This is a genomic window from Ornithinibacillus liuyingii, from assembly GCF_055550225.1.
This window is the reverse complement of sequence record NZ_JBPWOS010000001.1, coordinates 407,340-426,440: the sequence shown is the minus strand read 5'-3', so window position 1 is coordinate 426,440 and position 19,101 is coordinate 407,340. Positions and strand designations below refer to the sequence as shown.

At 36.5% G+C, this 19,101-nt stretch carries 17 protein-coding genes; all 17 read right to left on the bottom strand.

Features of this window, described 5'->3' with window-relative positions; all coding sequences use genetic code 11:
• Positions 1–39: 39 nt before the first annotated feature.
• Complete coding sequence (locus tag ACSKT4_RS02140) at positions 40–4,329, bottom strand: PolC-type DNA polymerase III (RefSeq protein ID WP_186868705.1); 4,290 nt, start codon at positions 4,327–4,329, stop codon at positions 40–42.
• A gap of 225 nt (positions 4,330–4,554) precedes the next feature.
• A complete protein-coding gene (gene rseP / locus ACSKT4_RS02135) occupies positions 4,555–5,823 on the bottom strand; it encodes an RIP metalloprotease RseP (RefSeq protein WP_186868704.1) in 1,269 nt (422 codons plus the stop codon).
• 48 nt (positions 5,824–5,871) lie between these two features.
• The gene (locus tag ACSKT4_RS02130) at positions 5,872–6,678 is read right to left on the bottom strand and encodes a phosphatidate cytidylyltransferase (RefSeq protein WP_186868703.1); all 807 of its coding nucleotides are present in this window, start codon (positions 6,676–6,678) and stop codon (positions 5,872–5,874) included.
• A 15-nt stretch (positions 6,679–6,693) separates the two neighbouring features.
• A complete protein-coding gene (locus tag ACSKT4_RS02125; protein ID WP_186868702.1) occupies positions 6,694–7,458 on the bottom strand; it encodes an isoprenyl transferase in 765 nt (254 codons plus the stop codon).
• Between the two features lie 577 nt (positions 7,459–8,035).
• Positions 8,036–8,593 carry a ribosome recycling factor gene (gene frr / locus ACSKT4_RS02120; protein ID WP_186868701.1) on the bottom strand — a complete coding sequence of 186 codons (558 nt, stop codon included), beginning with the start codon at positions 8,591–8,593 and terminating at the stop codon, positions 8,036–8,038.
• Positions 8,594–8,595: 2 nt separating this feature from the next.
• Positions 8,596–9,318 carry a UMP kinase gene (pyrH, locus tag ACSKT4_RS02115; RefSeq protein ID WP_186868700.1) on the bottom strand — a complete coding sequence of 241 codons (723 nt, stop codon included), beginning with the start codon at positions 9,316–9,318 and terminating at the stop codon, positions 8,596–8,598.
• Positions 9,319–9,415: 97 nt separating this feature from the next.
• Positions 9,416–10,300: a translation elongation factor Ts gene (gene tsf / locus ACSKT4_RS02110; protein WP_211741478.1), complete on the bottom strand. Its 885-nt coding sequence runs from the start codon at positions 10,298–10,300 to the stop codon at positions 9,416–9,418.
• 132 nt (positions 10,301–10,432) lie between these two features.
• Complete coding sequence (rpsB, locus tag ACSKT4_RS02105; RefSeq protein WP_186868698.1) at positions 10,433–11,182, bottom strand: 30S ribosomal protein S2; 750 nt, start codon at positions 11,180–11,182, stop codon at positions 10,433–10,435.
• A 159-nt stretch (positions 11,183–11,341) separates the two neighbouring features.
• The gene (locus ACSKT4_RS02100; RefSeq protein ID WP_465822748.1) at positions 11,342–11,788 is read right to left on the bottom strand and encodes a DUF6115 domain-containing protein; all 447 of its coding nucleotides are present in this window, start codon (positions 11,786–11,788) and stop codon (positions 11,342–11,344) included.
• 7 nt (positions 11,789–11,795) lie between these two features.
• Positions 11,796–12,101: a hypothetical protein gene (locus ACSKT4_RS02095; RefSeq protein ID WP_186868696.1), complete on the bottom strand. Its 306-nt coding sequence runs from the start codon at positions 12,099–12,101 to the stop codon at positions 11,796–11,798.
• Positions 12,102–12,157: 56 nt separating this feature from the next.
• Positions 12,158–13,528, bottom strand: coding sequence for a DUF342 domain-containing protein (locus tag ACSKT4_RS02090; RefSeq protein WP_211741480.1), 1,371 nt, complete (start codon positions 13,526–13,528; stop codon positions 12,158–12,160).
• Between the two features lie 32 nt (positions 13,529–13,560).
• On the bottom strand, positions 13,561–14,331 hold the full coding sequence (locus ACSKT4_RS02085; protein ID WP_186868694.1) for a FliA/WhiG family RNA polymerase sigma factor: 771 nt from the start codon (positions 14,329–14,331) through the stop codon (positions 13,561–13,563).
• Positions 14,332–14,379: 48 nt separating this feature from the next.
• Positions 14,380–14,874: a chemotaxis protein CheD gene (locus ACSKT4_RS02080; protein ID WP_186868693.1), complete on the bottom strand. Its 495-nt coding sequence runs from the start codon at positions 14,872–14,874 to the stop codon at positions 14,380–14,382.
• A complete protein-coding gene (locus tag ACSKT4_RS02075; RefSeq protein WP_186868692.1) occupies positions 14,871–15,506 on the bottom strand; it encodes a chemotaxis protein CheC in 636 nt (211 codons plus the stop codon). Before ACSKT4_RS02075 ends, ACSKT4_RS02080 begins: the two co-directional genes overlap by 4 nt.
• A 5-nt stretch (positions 15,507–15,511) precedes the next feature.
• Positions 15,512–15,982, bottom strand: coding sequence for a chemotaxis protein CheW (locus ACSKT4_RS02070; protein ID WP_211741481.1), 471 nt, complete (start codon positions 15,980–15,982; stop codon positions 15,512–15,514).
• Between the two features lie 27 nt (positions 15,983–16,009).
• On the bottom strand, positions 16,010–18,043 hold the full coding sequence (locus ACSKT4_RS02065; protein WP_186868690.1) for a chemotaxis protein CheA: 2,034 nt from the start codon (positions 18,041–18,043) through the stop codon (positions 16,010–16,012).
• Position 18,044: 1 nt separating this feature from the next.
• Positions 18,045–19,097 (bottom strand): protein-glutamate methylesterase/protein-glutamine glutaminase, encoded by a 1,053-nt coding sequence (locus tag ACSKT4_RS02060; protein ID WP_186868825.1) that lies wholly within the window; start codon positions 19,095–19,097, stop codon positions 18,045–18,047.
• Between the last annotated feature and the right edge of the window lie 4 nt (positions 19,098–19,101).

The following is a 19,101-nucleotide window of genomic DNA, read 5'->3' as shown; positions in this document are numbered from 1 at the left end:
ATATACCACATTAAGTCACCTCTCAAACCTAAACTATTGTTAGAATAATGAAAGCTGATTTTTCTCTTCCATGCCTTCTAAACAACCATGATTATCTAAATATTCTAGTATTGTTTTAGAAATTTTACTTCTTTCTCGCAAATCTTCCTTGGATAAGAATTCTCCCTCTTCTCTTGCTTTTACAATGTTGATAGCTGCGTTCGTTCCTAGTCCTTCCACTGCATTGAATGGTGGGATTAACGTGTTACCTTCTACAACAAATTCACTAGCCTTCGATTTATATAGATCCACTTTTTGGAAAGAAAATCCGCGCTCACACATTTCAAGGGCAACTTCTAAAACCGTTAATAAACTCTTCTCTTTAGGTGGAGCATCATTTCCTTTTGCATTAATCCCTTCTATACGTTTACGAATAGCCTCCGATCCTTTAACCATTGTGTCCAAGTCAAAGTCACTTGCACGAACAGTAAAGTAAGCAGCATAGAAGAAAATTGGATAATGTACTTTGAAATAAGCAATACGGACTGCCATTAAGACATAAGCGGCTGCATGGGCTTTAGGGAACATATATTTAATCTTCTTACAAGATTCAACATACCAATCTGGTACATTATGCTTCTTCATTTCCACAATCCACTCATCCTGCAAGCCTTTCCCTTTACGTACGGATTCCATTATCTTAAAGGCAAGTGATGCTTCCAGCCCTTTATGCATTAAATACACCATAATATCATCACGACATCCAATAACCTCTGGTAATTGACATATACCATCGTTTATTAATTCTTGGGCATTCCCCAACCATACATCCGTACCGTGCGATAGTCCAGAAATAATAACTAATTCAGCGAAGGTTTTTGGTTTTGTATCTTCTAACATCTGACGAACAAACTTTGTTCCAAATTCTGGTACACCTAATGTACCTGTCTTACTATTTATTTGTTCTGGCTTAACACCTAACGATTCCGTGCTTGAAAATATTTTCATGACCTCTTTGTCATCCGTTGGAATCGTTTTAGGATCTATTCCACTTAAATCCTGAAGCATACGAATGACGGTCGGATCATCGTGTCCTAGTATATCAAGCTTCAACAAATTATCATGAATCGAATGGAAGTCAAAGTGTGTGGTTTTCCATTCACTTTTACGATCATCTGCAGGGAATTGAATCGGTGTAAAATCATAGATTTCCATATAGTCTGGTACTACAATGATACCACCTGGATGCTGACCAGTGGTACGCTTTACACCAGTACAACCTTTCACTAATCGATCAACTTCTGCATTTTTAAAGACTAGGTTCTTATCAGATGCATAGCCTTTTACATAACCATACGCAGTCTTTTCCGCGATTGTACCAATTGTACCCGCACGATACACATAATCCTCACCAAATAATACCTTGGTATAGTTATGAGCTTTTGGTTGGTATTCACCAGAGAAGTTTAAATCAATATCAGGTACTTTATCTCCTTTAAAGCCTAGGAATGTTTCAAATGGTATATCCTGCCCATCCTTATTAAGCGATGTTCCACAATTTGGACAAGCTTTATCAGGTAAATCAAATCCACTAGCATACGAACCATCTGTAATAAATTCATTATAATGGCAATCTGGACATACATAATGAGGTGGTAAAGGATTAACCTCTGTGATTTCCGTCATCGTCGCTACAAAAGATGACCCAACTGATCCCCTTGAACCTACCAGATATCCATCATCTAGCGATTTTTTTACTAGTTTATGAGAAATCAGATAGATAACAGCGAAGCCATTACTAATAATACTATCTAACTCTTTCTCTAAACGATCTGTCACGATTTTCGGAATGTCATCACCATAAATAAACTTTGCTCGTGAATAGCATAAGTTTCTAATTTCTTCATCGGCACCTTCTATTTTCGGTGTATATAAGTCATCTTTCACCGGTGAAATTTCTTCTATTTCATCTGCAAGTGCTTGTGTATTTTGAACGACAATTTCTTCTGCCTTCTCTTTTCCTAGGAAGCTAAAACATTCCATCATCTCATTAGTTGTTCGAAACGGCGTATCAGGTAATGTAATACGATTTAAAGGATTACCCGCTTGTGATGCGATTAAAATTTGCCGATACATTTTCTCATGATCATCAACATAATGAACATTACCACTGGCAATTACTTTTTTATTCATTCGCTCTCCTAGCGCCACAAGCTTTTTAATGATATCTAAAATTTGCGCTTCATTTTGAACAAGTTCTTTCTCTAGAAGATGGGTATAGTTACTCGGTGGCTGTACTTCAATATAATCATAAAATTCAGCGACTTTTTCCGCTTCTTCGGCTGATGTCTGCATCATCGTCTCAAACACTTCACCTTTATCACAAGCAGTACCAACTAAGATTCCCTCACGATGCTTTTGTAAAACAGAGCGTGGAATACGTGGTACCCGGTAAAAATAATCAATATGAGCATACGATACTAATTTATATAAATTCTTTAATCCTTCTTGTGTTTTGGCGATTAAGGTACAGTGGAAGGGTCTTGAGCGTTGATACGCATTCCCCTCTCCCATATGATCATTCAGTTGATTATGGTTCGTAATCTCTTTGTTTAGAACAGCTTGTACCAACTTCCATAGTAAATAACCAGTAGCCTCCGCATCATAAATAGCGCGGTGATGCTGTGTTAATTCAATGTCTAGGTGCTTACACAGCGTATTTAATCGATGGTTTTTTAATTCTGGAAATAAGAAACGAGCTAACTCTAGCGTATCAATCACCGGATTAGTTACTTTGTCATACCCAATTTTGTTATATCCTTGGTTTAAGAATCCGATATCAAAGCTTGCATTATGGGCTACGAATACTGCGTCACCACTCCAGTTGTAAAAATCTCTTAAAACGTCATTTATCTCTGGGGCATTCTTAACCATATCATCGGTAATTCCGGTCAAATCAATTGTTGTTTGAGATAGCGGGTGATGTGGATTAGCAAACGATTCAAAGCGATCGACTATCTCTCCTTGATGAATTTTTACTGCTGCAAGTTCAATTATTGTATCATATACAGCCGAAAGTCCGGTTGTCTCCACGTCAAAAACAACATAGGTTGCATTAAATAAATCGACATCACTTTCGTTATAAGCAATCGGAACACCATCATCAACCAAATTTGCCTCTACCCCGTATAACACTTTAACCCCGTGCTTCTTACCAGCACTATGCGCCTCGGGAAAGCCTTGTACTCCTCCATGGTCTGTAATCGCAATCGCCTTATGCCCCCACTTAGCTGCTTGTTCTACAAGTCTAGCTGGTGAAACGACCGCATCTAGTTGACTCATTGTTGTATGAGCATGAAATTCGACTCGCTTTTGGCCGTCCTCAGCGTTATCTTGGCGTGAAGCAACTTGTACTTCATGCATATCATTAGCCATCATGGCTAATTCGTTAGAGTACATATCCGTTTGAATACTTCCCCTTGCTTTAATCCACATTCCTTTTTTAAGCTGTTCGAACTTCGTTGCATCTTCGTCGTTTCTAGAAAACATTTTAATTTGTAAGGAATCGGTATAATCAGTGGCCTTGGCAATCAATAGGCTTCTTCCAGATCGTAATTTGCGGATCTCAACATCAAAGACATATCCCTGTACGGTAATCCGTTTTTCTTCCTCTTGGATTTCCTGCATCTCTACTACATCATCTTGGATTTTATATCCTATGACAAATGGCTGATTTTCTTCCACATTTCGATCTTTATCACGTTTTTCTTTTTCTTGTATCGTTTTTAGAATGAGTTTTTGGTCTTCAATAGACTTTTGCTCACGAAACTTCTGAATCTCTTCCATTTCCGTTTTAACATCTACTGTTAATGGGTAATAAGAGATTCCAACTTTTTGACAGAAGGCTTTAAAATTCTCATCTAAACGTTTCTTTAAAGCTGTCGCCTCTGCCTCGTTTCTAGCAGTTAACATAATCTTATTACCGTTAACTCTTGGTTTTTGATTAAAAACTAAATCTCTGTAAGCTGGAGATATATCTGGGGTTAACTGTAAAAATAATTGCCAATAATCACATAGCAATTCTTCACTACAGTGATTATCTCCTGGATAAAGGGTTAATTCTATAGCGGCAAGCTGCTGAAATGCATGCTTTAATCTTGTTAACAGCTCTTGATAGATTTTGGAAGGGAGAACCTTCTCAACTTCTATATGAAAATGCCATATTTTTTTTATCTTAAAGATTTCTAACTTGGTTAATGAACTGTCTTGAAAATACTGTTGAACATGCTCCCCAGGCATTTCAATTTGCTGAAGCAATAATTTCATTTTCTCTTTTTTTGATATGTCCATTCTTATATTCCTCCTGCCTCTTAAGCAAATCAGGATATTATGAAACGATGGAAACCCTTGTCATTAAAATGAAGACAAGGGTCCCAGTTACTCTACCTATTCTGTTTCTATACTACCTTCTTTAATCAATAGATACAACCATTTCTTAATGGTAATATTTTTAATTTACTATACCCTACCTGAATTAACGGTAAGTGGTTGAGTGTATCGCGTTGTATCAACTTATTACAAGAACAATCGTTGTATATCATTCCAGGTTACGATAATCATCAGTAGCATTAGTAGCGCAAAGCCAACAAAGTGGAATATCCCTTCTTTTTCTGGTTCCATTGGTTTTCCGCGAACAAGTTCAATTCCAACGAATAACAGCCTTCCACCATCTAGTGCTGGTAACGGAACAAGGTTAACAACACCTAAGTTAATACTTAAAATTGCCGTCCACATTAAGAAATTCATAAAACCAGTTTGTACCACTTGGTCTGTTGCATCATATATACCAACTGGTCCAGATAGCATATCAATTCCTAACTGACCTGTTATCAGCATCATTAGGTTCGTTAAGATCATTGAAGTTGTTTCATAGGTTTTTTCAGCACCATATTTAAAGGAACCCCAGAAAGTTTTTTCCATTGCCTGGGTAACACCAACCTGGCCAATTGGTTCTCCTTCTCCCTCTATAGGAGCTACTTCATTCGGAACTACCATTAAGTTAAGTGTCTCACCATCACGTAATACCGTCATTTCAAGTTCTTCACTAGGATTTGCCCGTACAATGGTTGTAAATTCTTCCCAAGTAGAAATCGATTGCTCATCAATTTGAATAATCTCGTCATTTGGTTGGAATCCCGCTTCTTCAGCAGGACTACCGGATTGAATTTGGCTTATTTTTGCCTCATCCACCGGAACACCTTGTACAACACCAAGTATAATAAAGATAACTATTGCTAAAAGAAAATTCATCATTGGACCAGCAAACAATTGCATTGCTCGTTGGCCAGGTGTTTTCGATGCAAATTGTCGGTCATATGGAGCAATTAATGTTTCTTTTTCGTCCATTACAAATAATGCCTTACGATCTACATCGAAATGTAAAAGCTCATCTTCTTCATCAATTTCATAACCTTGAATGATTAATTCATGGTCTAAATCCACTTTTTCTACTTCAATTACTCTGGCATTGGGGTGTTTCGATTTGTTGTTTACAATTATTTTATTTACTTTACCTTCATCATCAAATTCCAAACCGATATGATGACCTGGCTTTAGTTCGATGATTTCTGGATCATCTCCTGCAACCCGCACATACCCACCAATTGGAAGTAACCGAATTGTGTATAAGGTATCATTTTTCATAAAGGCAAATATTTTTGGACCGAATCCAATTGCAAACTCGCGAGCTAACATACCAGCACGCTTTGCAAAGATTAGATGTCCCAATTCATGGACGAATACTAAAAGCCCAAACATAAATATAAACGCAATTACTGTTGTCAAGCCTAACACCTTCCTTTATTGAAGTAGAAAAAAGTATCTAACCCTCACTTAGTTTCCAGTTATTAGTTGTAGGATTAAATGGAGAACAGGAAATACAAATATAGCACTATCAAACCTATCCAAAATCCCACCGTGTCCTGGCAAAATCTTCCCTGAGTCTTTAATGTCGTAATGACGCTTAAATGCTGACTCAACTAAATCTCCAATTTGACCAAAAACGGAAACCATTATCGAAATAATAATAATCGCAGTTATACTATATGGAAAGCCATAAATCAAATGAAAAATTACCCCAACTACTATCGCAAGGATAATCCCACCGACAGCCCCTTCAATTGTTTTGTTTGGGCTTATTTCTGGCCATAATTTATGCTTTCCTAAAGCCCTTCCTGCAAAATATGCCCCTGTATCAGTAGACCATATTAATAAGAAGGCAAAAAAGATATAAGCTAGTCCATCACTACCATTTCTTGTTTGGAGTAAATAGAAAAACCCCATTCCAACATAAAATACAGCTAATAAGACAAAGCCGACATCATCAAACGTAAATTTGTTTTTTAGTAATACTGTATAAGCAAGTAAGACAAAAACAAATACTACGATTATTTGTGCAGTGTTATTAAGGAAAGAAATGGTAAAGTCTACATCCGCTGCCGGGAATAATAGTAACCATAATAATATAATAGCTAGTAAACCCGGTGGGGAAAACCAATTTATTTTATGCATTTTAAGGAGTTCGTACAATCCTACCGTTGCTAATAAATATACTACAATCGTAAATGGCTCGTTACCAATTATTAAAAGTGGTATAAATAAGATTAGTGCGATAACTCCTGTCAGAATTCGTTGCTTCATATACGATACATCACCTTAAATACCTCCAAATCGCCTAGACCTATTCTGATAGTCCATAAGTGCTTCGACAAATATTTCTTCATTAAAGTCAGGCCATAATACATCAGTAAACCAAAACTCTGTATAGGCTGATTGCCAAAGGAGGAAGTTACTAAGTCTTTGTTCTCCACTTGTACGAATTAATAAATCCGGATCTGATAGATGATTAGTATATAAATATTGCGATAATCGTTCCTCATCTAATTGCTCAAGGGAAAATTTGTCTTCATCAAAATCCTTCATGATTAGTTTAATGGCGCTTAATATTTCATCTCTACTTCCATAATTCAATGCAAAGTTGAGTAATAATCCATCATTATTCTTCGTTTTTTCCTTCGCATACCTTACCGCTTCTTTCGTATAATCTGGTAAGGAATCAAAATCACCTATCGTCTCAATACGTACATTATTTTTCATTAGATCAGGTAAGTAAATATGTAAAAATTCCTTTGGTAATCGTAATAAGTATTCTACTTCCTGTTTTGGCCTTCTCCAATTTTCAGTTGAAAACGCAAATAAAGTTAGAACCTTAATGTTGTATTTAACGGCCGTTTCGACCGTTTTTTTCACGACATCCATCCCTGCTTTATGACCTGCAATTCTTGGTAGGCCCTTTCGTTTTGCCCAGCGCCCGTTTCCGTCCATAATAATCGCTACATGTTCTGGTACGTTGGTTAACTCTTCAGATTGTATAAATCTTTCTTCATTCTTCGATTTAAAAAAAGGAAGTTTCATTGGCATAGTTCCTCCGAACACTGGTGTTAATGCATATAGAAATTCTATAATATGTATGTATCATAACTAACAGATATGACTGGACATATTATTACTATATTTTAACATAAAATCGTTCACTCTTTACTATTAAACATCATCAAATGTATAAATCCCATTATAACGTTAATGAAAAGAGAATACAAAAGAGGATGGGACAAAACTATTTCTAACATAGGATAAACCGAACACGAAAGTTAGCGCATCAAACCCGCCCCGGAAATATACTTGCGGTTGGTGGGCGGCTGGTGAGCCTCCTCAGAGCTAACGCTATTCCGGGGTCTCAACCGTGCCCTTTCCTCCCACAGGAGTCTCCGTATATTTCCGGGGCTAATGTAGTGATTGTTCGTTTTTTATTACCTTTGTTTTTGTTTTGTCCCAGCCTCTTATTTATACGTTGGTAAGCTATATACTTTTAACAATTTAGCCTCTCGACATAGTATAATTTATTGTACCAACTATTAGTAATACTAAAGTTCGCTAATAAGTAGCGAACATAAGGCTTCTACTATTTCATTAGTTAAAATAATAGAATATTACAAGCTTAAACTTCCATAATTTCTTGTTCTTTTTGCTTCGCTAACTGATCAATTTCAGCTATATGCTTATTGGTTTGTTCTTGAACATCGTCCTGAGAAGCTCTTAGTTCATCCTCTGTGAGGTCGCCATTTTTTTCTGCCTTTTTCAGTGCATCATTTGTATCACGGCGAATATTCCTAACTTGCACACGATATTCTTCGGCATATTTTCCAACTACTTTCACAAGATCTTTTCTACGTTCTTCTGTAAGTGGTGGGATGTTAATACGGATCACATTTCCATCGTTGGATGGGGAAAGACCTAAATCAGCCTTTTGAATAGCCTTTTCGATATCCCCCATTGCTGTTTTATCATAAGGAGTAATAACAAGTAAACGAGCTTCAGGAGCAGATATAGTTGCTAACTGATTAAGTGGTGTGTTAGCACCATAATATTCAACAAATACACTGTCTAGAATAGCAGGATTCGCTCTACCAGCTCTTACCGTTGCAAGATTTCTAGAAAATGCTTGTACAGCCTGATTCATCTTATCTTGGCATTCATTCATAATTTGATCTGTCATGATTATTTCCCCCTTATTATCGTTCCGATTGTCTCACCTTGGACAACCTTTTTAATATTTCCTTCTTCTGTAATAGAGAATACAATTAGTGGAATATCATTTTCCATACATAATGTTGAAGCTGTGGAGTCCATGACCCCAAGGCCTTCATTTAACATTTCCATATACGAAATGTTCTCGTATTTTTTAGCATCTTTATTTAAGCGAGGATCATCTGAGTAAACACCATCTACATTATTCTTAGCCATTAAGATTACTTCTGCTTCTATTTCAGCTGCTCGTAATGCTGCTGTGGTGTCTGTTGAAAAGTAAGGATTACCAGTACCCGCAGCGAAAATGACAACACGCTTTTTCTCTAGGTGGCGAATTGCTTTTCTCCGAATATATGGTTCTGCTACTTGGCGCATTTCAATGGATGTTTGTACACGTGTCGGAATATCGATTGTTTCTAGTGCATCTTGTAATGCAAGTGAATTCATTACGGTTGCAAGCATTCCCATATAATCAGCGGTTGCTCGATCCATTCCCATTTCACTACCAACTTTACCACGCCAGATGTTGCCACCACCGACAACAATAGCAACCTCTACACCAAGACTAACAACATCTTTTACTTGTTCTGCAATAGACTGAATAATTTTAGGTTCAATGCCATATCCTTGGGTTCCACTTAAAGCTTCACCACTTAATTTAAGTACAATTCTACGGTAACGAGCTGTTGTCATAATAACCTCCACTTGAAATAGATTTAAACATAGTACCATAATCTATGTGCTCATGGTGAAATAGGGAACATTAGATGTCCCCTATTGTTTTTTATCATTATTTTTTAACTTGGCTCATTACTTCTTCTGCGAAGTTTTCAGAACGTTTTTCCATTCCTTCTCCAACTTCATAACGAACAAATGTTTTAACTGAAGCACCTTTTGCTTCTACATATTTTTTAACTTTTTGATCTGGATCTTTAACGAAGCTTTGTTCAAGTAAGCAAATTTCTTCGAAGAATTTACCTAAGCGACCTTCCACCATTTTTTCAACGATGTTTTCTGGTTTACCTTCGTTTAAAGCTTGTTGTTTTAATACTTCACGCTCATGGTTAATCACATCTTCAGATACTTCTTCACGAGAAACATATTTAGGATTTACTGCTGCAACATGCATCGCCACATCTTTAGCAACTGCTGAGTCAGTAGTTCCTTCTAATAGAGTTAGAACCCCAATACGGCCTCCCATATGAAGGTATTCACCGAATGCATCATTATCAGTTTTTGTTACAAGTTCAAAACGACGTAGAGAGATTTTTTCACCGATTTTTGCAACAGCAGAGTTGATGTAAGTTTCTACTGTTTCACCGTCACCATTTAGCTTTTGTTGTAGTGCTTCTTCAACAGTAGCAGGCTTTTGAGATAGTAAATGACTTCCTAAATCTACTAGTAGTTGTTTGAATTGTTCATTTTTGGTAACGAAGTCTGTTTCACAGTTCACTTCTAAAAGTACTGCTGTATTGCCTTCAGATGCAATGTATGTAGAACCTTCAGCTGCAATACGGTCAGCTTTTTTAGCTGCTTTAGCAATTCCTTTTTCACGTAGATAGTCAATTGCTTTCTCAATGTCACCATTTGTTTCTGTTAGTGCTTTCTTACAATCCATCATTCCAGCACCTGTTTTTTCACGTAATTCTTTTACTAATTGTGCAGTTATAGCCATTGTGAATCCTCCTTATAATTGTCTCTATTAACATTATCTTTGTTATTGTTAATATGCTTTCGGTTTATAAATTTACTTCTTTAAAAAAGGTGATAAAAGGCTTATCCTCTTATCACCTGACCTTTTCAGAAATTAAGCTTCTTCCGTTGCAACAGCTGTTTCTTCTTCTGGTTGAGCTTCTTCAGCTACTTCTAGTTCTTCACCTTGTTTTACTTCAAGGATAGCATCTGCGATTTTACCTGTTAGAAGTTTTACAGCGCGGATAGCATCATCATTTGCTGGGATCACATAATCAATTTCGTCTGGATCACAGTTCGTATCAACGATTCCGATAATTGGAATGTTTAATTTATGTGCTTCAGCAATTGCAATACGCTCTTTACGAGGGTCAATTACAAATAAAGCATCTGGAAGTTTTTTCATGTCTTTAATTCCACCAAGGAATTTAACAAGACGTTCTTTTTCTTTTAATAAACCGACAACTTCTTTTTTAGGAAGAACTTCGAACGTTCCATCTTCTTCCATTTTTTCAATTTCTACTAAACGGTTAATACGTTTACGAATTGTTTGGAAGTTTGTTAATGTACCACCTAACCAACGTTGGTTGACATAGTACATTCCAGAACGGATTGCTTCCTCTTTAACAGAATCTTGTGCTTGTTTTTTAGTACCTACGAAAAGAACAGTACCACCATTTGCAGCCAGATCCTTCACATAGTTATAAGCTTCTTCAACCTTCTTAACTGTTTTTTGAAGATCGATGATATAGATGCCGTTACGCTCAGTGAAGATATATTTCTTCATTTTTGGGTTCCAACGGCGTGTCTGATGTCCAAAATGTACACCAGCTTCTAGTAATTGCTTCATAGAAATTACTGACATTATTTTTTCCTCCTTGGTTTTTTCCTCCGTTTGCATCATTTCTGTATAAAGACCTATACGGCACCATTTTATACAAATCAACAAACGTGTGTGGTTATAAATAATTAGTTTGTATTTACACCAGAAATAAATATATCATACTGAATTATTGATATCAAGCTATATATTACTTTTTTCTTGAAACTTTATAATTAATTCTACTTCTGTTTTCCCACAGCCTAATTTTCGCGCTATTTCTTCGGCGCCTAATCCTTCTTTATAAAGTTGTAGAATTCTGGGATGCTGTGATACTTCTACCTCATCTTTTACAATATCGCTCCCTGGTAGACTGGTTGGTATTTCTTCATGTTCTTCCACTTTTAAAGAAGGTTCATCCTCTACATTTATAGGGGCATCTTCATTCTTGGCAGTGGGCTGGATATTGGCTAATTCCTTCTGCAAGCGTCTATTTTCTTCCTTGATTTCTTCTAGATAGTTTTCCATTAGACTTATAAATTCCGAACTATCTTTCGACTTATTCATGGATAGTTGTTTACTTAATGCATAGATAGCTACAATAGAAATAATATGTAATAAAAAGCTCACAATAAATAAAAATGATGTCATAAATCAATTAGCTCCTAATGTCGAAGTTATTCCCAAGGTAAGGGTGTTTGATTGTAGGGTCTTGCTCTGTGTTATCCTCTTGATTATGTTGCTTCTTATCCCCAGGTACAGGACCACCCTTCTGGCTATCTTTTTGTAATTGGATATCATCAAACTCTTGTACTTTTTTTCGTTTTTGATTGTCTTGTTTCACTTGGCTCTGGGCCAATGCTTCCTGAAAATGCTGATTTGATTTAAGCATTTGTTCTTGTAGTTTACCTGCATCTTGTGTTCTTGGAAGCGCAACCTGCATTTCAACAGATTTCCAACTCATCCTATATCACTTCCTTCACTATACAAACAAGCTATCAGTAAATTTTGGAACATTTGTTAAATAGAACGCATATAGATTTCATTTCGAAGAAGCTCAAATTCCACTTGTGCATGTTCCGTATTCATTACTCTAGTATATTTACCAAATGTAATGGTGGTATTACCATATAAATTTCCAGTGACAGTTAATTTAGCCTGATTCAAATCGGAGTTGCTAGCCATAGAACGTAGCTGTTCGTTTACTGAGTTTAACTGTGCTTGATTTTTATCATAGGATGCTTTTTGCCTTTTTAACGTCGCAACCAATTGGGGATTGGATTCAAGATTAGGAGTTTGGCTCAATTTATCACCAATTATAGATAATTTCTCCAGCGTATCTTCAATTTCCTTCTTTTCAGCCTCTAGTTTCTCTAACTTTTCTAATTCTTTATGACTTCTTCCAAGGACGAGGACTGTTTTGGTATTCATATGATTTCCAACATGGTTCACTTGAATCGATTCCCCTGCAGATATTTGCCCACCGATAATACTACCTCGTTCACAAACTAATTCACGGCCAACCACACAATCACTATGAAGTATAGAGTTTTCAACATATAAATTCCCCGCCGTCTGAACCATTCCTTGGTTAATATAGCCAATATGAATATTCTCACCGGCTTCCATATATCCCTTATGGAGACCTGAAAATCCTTCTGAAATGTAAACCGATCCTTTAGCTAATATAGTAGCAGCTTCAACCATGCCATATATTTTCACGTCTCCCCCAGCATGTACCCTAAAACCTGAAGGGACATTCCCTCGAATGACAATAGTTCCAGGAAAGTCCAGGTTACCCTCTTTCATCGATAAAGTATCCGTTACCTCATATACAGGATGAACTTGAATAAGGTTCCCATGCATACTTGCCTGACCAACTTCTTCAGCAAAGAAGGATTGACTTTTCTCATCAAATTGAACATTTTTACCGGGTTTCAAATTTACTGGTTTTCCAGGTTTACTAGAAACTACATTCCCATACACATCTATTCCCTCAACACCAGTAGTCGGCATCGAAATTTCTACTAGCTTGTCCCCTTTTTCTACGGAGGGGATCTGCATGACATCTCGAAAGTTCCAATTATCCGTTTTCTCAATCTCAGGATGAAAATTAATCTTGTAATCTACTTTGCCATCTATTCCGTGAATAGGTTCTTTTCCTTTTGCAATCTTTAACGGAAAATCCTCCAGCGTAATATTGGAAACCAATTGGTCTACATTCGATTGTTGAATGCCATATTTGATATTATATTCTGCAAGTAGTTTCGTAACAGACTCAGCTGTAACTTCCAATTCTTGATTTGCAAGATACTCCTCCGTATATACGAGTTCGGCTACCATACGATCTGCTGAGATGTTTATATTGAAAAATTCGCGAAGATCAATCATTACTTTATTGCTCCTTTAAATAGACATCAACCTTATAAAGCTTCTTGAAGCTTGTTTCTTAATTTAAAAATTGCCTTCTTATGAATTTGCGAGATTCTAGAAGTTGTTAAGCCAAGAACCTGCCCTATCTCGGTAAAGGTTAATCCATCTTGATAAAAAAGACTAATAATCATTTGTTCATTCTCTTTTAAACCTTTTATACTATCAGCTAAATCTTTGTATTGTTCATTCTTTACAATATGTTCATCAGGTTGAACCGATTTGTTATCAGGAATGGCATAGCCGATTCCTTCTTTATGTTCGGATTTACCATCCTTTGGTTTATCCTCGATGGAAAGCATATTAGCAAAAAGCGAATCTCGTACGTACGTTTCAACTTCTTGAACAGACATATCTAGAGCATTGGCTAATTCCATTGAAGTTGGTTCTCGTTGGTATAGCTGCTCAAGTTTTTGAGTAGCTTGTTCAATTTTTTTCGTTTTTTCCCGAATAGAACGTGGCAACCAATCTTCTTTTCTTAATCCATCTATAATGGCTCCTCGAATTCGAAAGGATGCATACGTATCAAATTTTAAATCCCTGTCAAGATCAAACTTTTTTAATGCATCATATAATCCGAATAATGCTAAGCTTTTTATATCATCTTTCATGACACTATTTGGCAAATGACTCATCGTTCTTTCTACATGGTAATGAACCAAATGCATATACTGTTGGATTAACTGATTTGCTGCATCGTCATCTTGATTATGTTTCCATTTATTCCATAAATCTTGTTCTAGAGGAGAGATTTTTGTACCCAAAGGAAATGCTCCTCCCTGTCCTAGTTTTTGTCATCCGATCTTGTACGATTAAATTACGTGTTCACCTTTGGTAATCGTCCGTATTTTTAAAAGGCCAGTCTGTGGGTCAAATTCAATTGTACGACCAAAATTCCCGCCTACATCAGAGGAAATAACAGGAATTTTATGTTCTGCTAATTTAGTCAAAACCGCCTCTACATTGCGTTTACCAATTCGCATCATGTCATTCCCCGTATTAATTTGGAACATCTGTGCACCACCAGCAATTTTCGCTTGTAATTGTGGTTTCCGGATACCTCTACTCATCAGTTCTTCAACTAAGATATCAATAGCGGTATCTGCATATTTATATCGATTTATTGTCGCTTGTTTACCGAGATTAGAATCTGGTAGCATGACATGTGCCATGCCTGCTATTTGTTTATTTTTATTAAAAATGACTACTCCTACACAGGATCCTAACCCTGACGTTCTAATAACATCAGGAGCTGTTACAATATTTAAATCCGCTATTCCTACTTTTACGACAGACTGTTTACTCATAATTCTTGAATTCCCAAAGCTTGAAAAATTTTGTTGAATGATTCTGGCGATGGAAGTAACAGCAACTGTCCATTTATACCTTTTTGTACTTTCTCCGCATCATTCATTTTCGTGTTGATGATAATAGCATAATCATAAACCTCGGATACCTGTAATAACCCAACAGTCAAAATTGCACCAGCCATATCTACACTAAAATGCGGCACAGATGGTTGCATATTAATATTTGTAAAATCAGAAAGCGCGGATAAATAAGATCCAGCTATCATATTTCCTGCTTCTTGAAGAGCAGAGACAGCTAATTCATCCTGCTCACCTTCAGGAAATAACGTAAATTCATTATTGTTGGTCATCTCCTGTACAAGCGTCTCTGCTTCCTCCATAGAGAACAATAAGTAAACCATTCCTGGTGCCTCGCCCAGTATTTGAAATAAAATACCTACGATAATTTTTTCAGCACCACCAACCATTTCCATCACTTCATCAAATGCGACAATATCAATACTTGGTACTTCCATGTCAACCTTTTTTTGTATTAGCTTTGACATGGAAGTTGCAGCATTACCTGCACCAATGTTTCCAATTTCCTTTAATGCGTCTAGCTGTAAATGGGAAAGTTGTTGATAATTCATATGATTTAACCTTCTACATTTTTTAACTCATTAATTTCCTCGTTCGTTAGAACCTTTCTAAGGTCTAGCAAGATTAATAATCGGTTTTCTAGCTTAGCTACACCTTCGATATAATCTGCATTAACAGCACCAATCACTTCTGGTGCAGGCTCAATTGTTTCGGTTGAAATATCAATTACATCATTAGCTGCGTCTACAATCAATCCTACTTCCATATCTTCTAAATTAACGATGATAATACGAGTGGATTCTGTATATTCTGCCTCTTCTATTCCTAAACGGGAACGAAGATCAACGATTGGTGTCACAACACCTCTTAAGTTAATAACACCTTTTACGAAGTGTGCCGTATTGGGCACGCGTGTAATGGTTTGAATACGCTCAATTGACCCAATTTGTTGTACAGATACTGCAAATTCTTCATCCTTTAATTGAAATACGATCACTTTCTTTTCCGTTACTGTTTCATTACTCATTTCTTTTCCCCCTCAAATTAAAATTCCTTATTTAATAATTGCGTTACTATCAATAATTAATGCCACTTCTCCATCTCCTAAAATAGTAGCTCCAGAGATGGCAAAAGTATTGCTTAATAATGATCCTAGTGATTTTAAGACGATTTCTTGCTGTCCAATGAATGAGTCAACGACTAGCGCTGCGATCTTTTCACCTTTTTTCACAAACACAATCGATGTATATTCATCTGGGGCTGCTTCTTGTTCCACACCAAAGATACCTTTTAAATCTACTAAAGGAACTACTTTTCCTCTAAAATCAATAACTTTCTTATGATGTGCTGATAAAATCTGTTCTTTTGAGATAATTGCCGTTTCAATAATAGAAGACAATGGAATGGCATACTTTTCTTTATTTAATTCAACTAACAATGCCGAGATAATGGTTAGGGTAAGTGGTAATTGAATCGAGAACACCGAACCTTTATTATATTCTGAGTCAATGGAAATACGTCCACCTAGTGACTCAATTGTATTTTTCACAACATCAAGTCCGACACCACGACCCGAAATATCAGAGATTTTATCGGCAGTTGAAAATCCACTTTCTAGGATTAATTCATAAATTTGTTGTTCGGATAAACCTTCTGCAGCGGATTCTGTCAAAATGCCATTGTTAATCGCTTTTTGTAAGACTTTATCTTTATTTATTCCAGCACCATCATCTGAGATTTCGATGAAAACATGATTTCCACTATGGTATGCTTTTAATTCAATCGTACCTTTCTCAGGCTTCCCTTTACGAATTCTTTCCTCCGGAGATTCTACCCCGTGATCAATAGCGTTTCTTAGCAAGTGAACAATTGGATCACCGATTTCATCTATTACCGTTCGATCTAACTCCGTATCTGCACCGATAATTTCGATATCAATTTGTTTATTTAAGTCTCTAGCTAGTTTACGAACCATTCTAGGGAATCTACTAAATACGGTATCAATTGGTACCATGCGCATTGTAAGAATGATGTTTTGTAGATCACTTGATATTCTCGCCATGCGTTCCACTGTTTCTTTCAGATCAGCATTTTGTAAATCTACTGAAATTTGTTCTAATCTCCCACGGTCAATAATAAGCTCTTCAAATAAATTCATTAGTACATCTAATTTATCAATGTTAACCCGAATCGTTTTATTGTTGTGGGATGCTTTTTTCGTTTCTTGCTCCTTATCTTTCTTCTCAACCTTATTTTCCGTTACAGAAGTATTTTCCTCTTCAGTTGGTGCTGGTAATACTTCACTCTCATTTGTTTCTCGATAATTGCTAACAGAAAAATCAGATATCGAAACTTCTTCTATTTCGGATACTTTTTTAATCTTTTTCGCGATTTCTTCTGTATCTTGATTACTTACTAAAATGACAGAAAATGTGTCATCAAAGTTCTCCTCTTCTAGATCATTAACAGAAGGCTCGGACTTGATTACTTCTCCTAGTTGCTCAAGGACTTCAAAAACCATGAAGACTCGTGCACCTTTTAATAAACAATCCTCGCGTAATTGAACTGTAATCTCGTAATTTTGGAATCCTCGTTCTTTTGACTCATTTAAAATAGATAACTCAAATGCATCTAAGTTTGTAAATACATTGGATATAGTCGGAGATTCAACCTCTAACTTAATCTCTTTATTCGGTTCTGAAATAGGCGTACCCTTTTCAATCATTTCTAGTTTGCTAGCAATTTCCTTTACATTTAGTGAACCAGTTCCCCCACTTGCAATATCTTCTACCATCGTATTTAAGTGATCTACCGTATCAACCAATAAATCAATCATATCAGACTGTACTTGAACACGGTCATAGCGTATTGCATCAAATGCATTTTCTAGTGTATGGGTCAACGTTGCTAAGTCATTATAACCCATTGTTGCAGACATACCTTTGAGCGTATGTGCCGCTCTGAAAATCTCTTCTATGATGGCTTTCTCGTTAGGGTCCTTCTCTAATTCTAGTAACTTCTTATAAAGCACTTCTATATGCTCATTACTTTCATCGATAAAAACATCTAAATATTGTGTAGTATCCATTTTACATCCCCCCAGATCTATTGGTTAACTTGTAAATCATTTCTCCCATTTGATGTAAGTGAACTATATAATTAACAGCATTTGTTTTAATTGCTGCTTTTGGCATTCCATAAATAATTGCTGATTCCTCTGATTCAGCTAATACAATGGCATCAGGATCGTGCATTTTTAATGTTTCAATCCCTGATGAACCATCACTCCCCATTCCTGTAAGTACTACTGCTACTTTATTCATACGAGCTATTTCAGCAGCAGATTCAAAAAGCACATCAACCGCTGGGCGGTGCCCTGCTCTCTCCTTTTCTCCTGTTAGTTCAATAGCATGGGAAGTTCCTACTCTTCTAATTTTCATATGGTAATCGCCTGGTGCTATATAAACTGTTCTTTCTTTTATTATTTCTCCATGTGTTGCTTCCTTAATATGTAGTGCAGAGAGATTATTTAATCTTTCAGCTAATGACTTCGTAAATCCAGCTGGCATATGTTGTACGATAAGTACTGGACTAGAAAAATCATTGGGTAGGTCCATTATTAACCGCTGCAGTGCCCGTGGACCACCGGTCGATGCACCTATTAATACTAGTGTCTTGGCATATAATTGTTTCGTAGCAACTAGTTTAGGTGTTTCTGTAGTCTCACGTTTTTTGGTTACATCAACCTGTGAGGCAGCAATTACTTTTGTAATAATTTCCTGCTTAATCGTAGCGATATCTAAGGATATGGAACCTGATGGCTTCGTGATGAAATCTACAGCACCACTCGTAATCGCTTGTAATGTACTATTTGTTGCATCCTTTGTTAAACTAGATAGCATAACTACCGGTAATGGATTTGTATCCATGATTTGTGTCAGGGCAGTGATGCCGTCCATAACTGGCATTTCAACATCTAGTGTTACGACATCTGGTGATAACTCCTGTATTTTCTTCAGTCCGTCTTCCCCATTCCTAGCTGTTGCAATTACGTGTATACGACTATCACTTTCTAGTATATCGGTAATCATTTTCCTCATAAATGCCGAGTCATCGATCACGATTACGCGAATGGGAGTCACTATC

Excerpts from the sequence above, each read along its gene's own strand:
- ACSKT4_RS02095 (WP_186868696.1), bottom strand. The coding sequence starts at position 12,101 with ATGAGTTGGAAATCTGTTGAAATGCAGGTTGCGCTTCCAAGAACACAA.
- ACSKT4_RS02065 (WP_186868690.1), bottom strand. The coding sequence starts at position 18,043 with ATGGATACTACACAATATTTAGATGTTTTTATCGATGAAAGTAATGAG.
- ACSKT4_RS02080 (WP_186868693.1), bottom strand. The coding sequence starts at position 14,874 with ATGAGTAAACAGTCTGTCGTAAAAGTAGGAATAGCGGATTTAAATATT.
- frr (WP_186868701.1), bottom strand. The coding sequence starts at position 8,593 with ATGACAGATCAAATTATGAATGAATGCCAAGATAAGATGAATCAGGCT.
- ACSKT4_RS02130 (WP_186868703.1), bottom strand. The coding sequence starts at position 6,678 with ATGAAGCAACGAATTCTGACAGGAGTTATCGCACTAATCTTATTTATA.
- tsf (WP_211741478.1), bottom strand. The coding sequence starts at position 10,300 with ATGGCTATAACTGCACAATTAGTAAAAGAATTACGTGAAAAAACAGGT.
- rpsB (WP_186868698.1), bottom strand. The coding sequence starts at position 11,182 with ATGTCAGTAATTTCTATGAAGCAATTACTAGAAGCTGGTGTACATTTT.
- ACSKT4_RS02070 (WP_211741481.1), bottom strand. The coding sequence starts at position 15,982 with ATGAGTAATGAAACAGTAACGGAAAAGAAAGTGATCGTATTTCAATTA.
- ACSKT4_RS02090 (WP_211741480.1), bottom strand. The coding sequence starts at position 13,528 with ATGATTGATCTTCGCGAATTTTTCAATATAAACATCTCAGCAGATCGT.
- ACSKT4_RS02100 (WP_465822748.1), bottom strand. The coding sequence starts at position 11,788 with ATGACATCATTTTTATTTATTGTGAGCTTTTTATTACATATTATTTCT.
- pyrH (WP_186868700.1), bottom strand. The coding sequence starts at position 9,318 with ATGACAACAGCTCGTTACCGTAGAATTGTACTTAAATTAAGTGGTGAA.
- ACSKT4_RS02140 (WP_186868705.1), bottom strand. The coding sequence starts at position 4,329 with ATGGACATATCAAAAAAAGAGAAAATGAAATTATTGCTTCAGCAAATT.
- ACSKT4_RS02075 (WP_186868692.1), bottom strand. The coding sequence starts at position 15,506 with ATGAATTATCAACAACTTTCCCATTTACAGCTAGACGCATTAAAGGAA.
- ACSKT4_RS02125 (WP_186868702.1), bottom strand. The coding sequence starts at position 7,458 with ATGCCAATGAAACTTCCTTTTTTTAAATCGAAGAATGAAGAAAGATTT.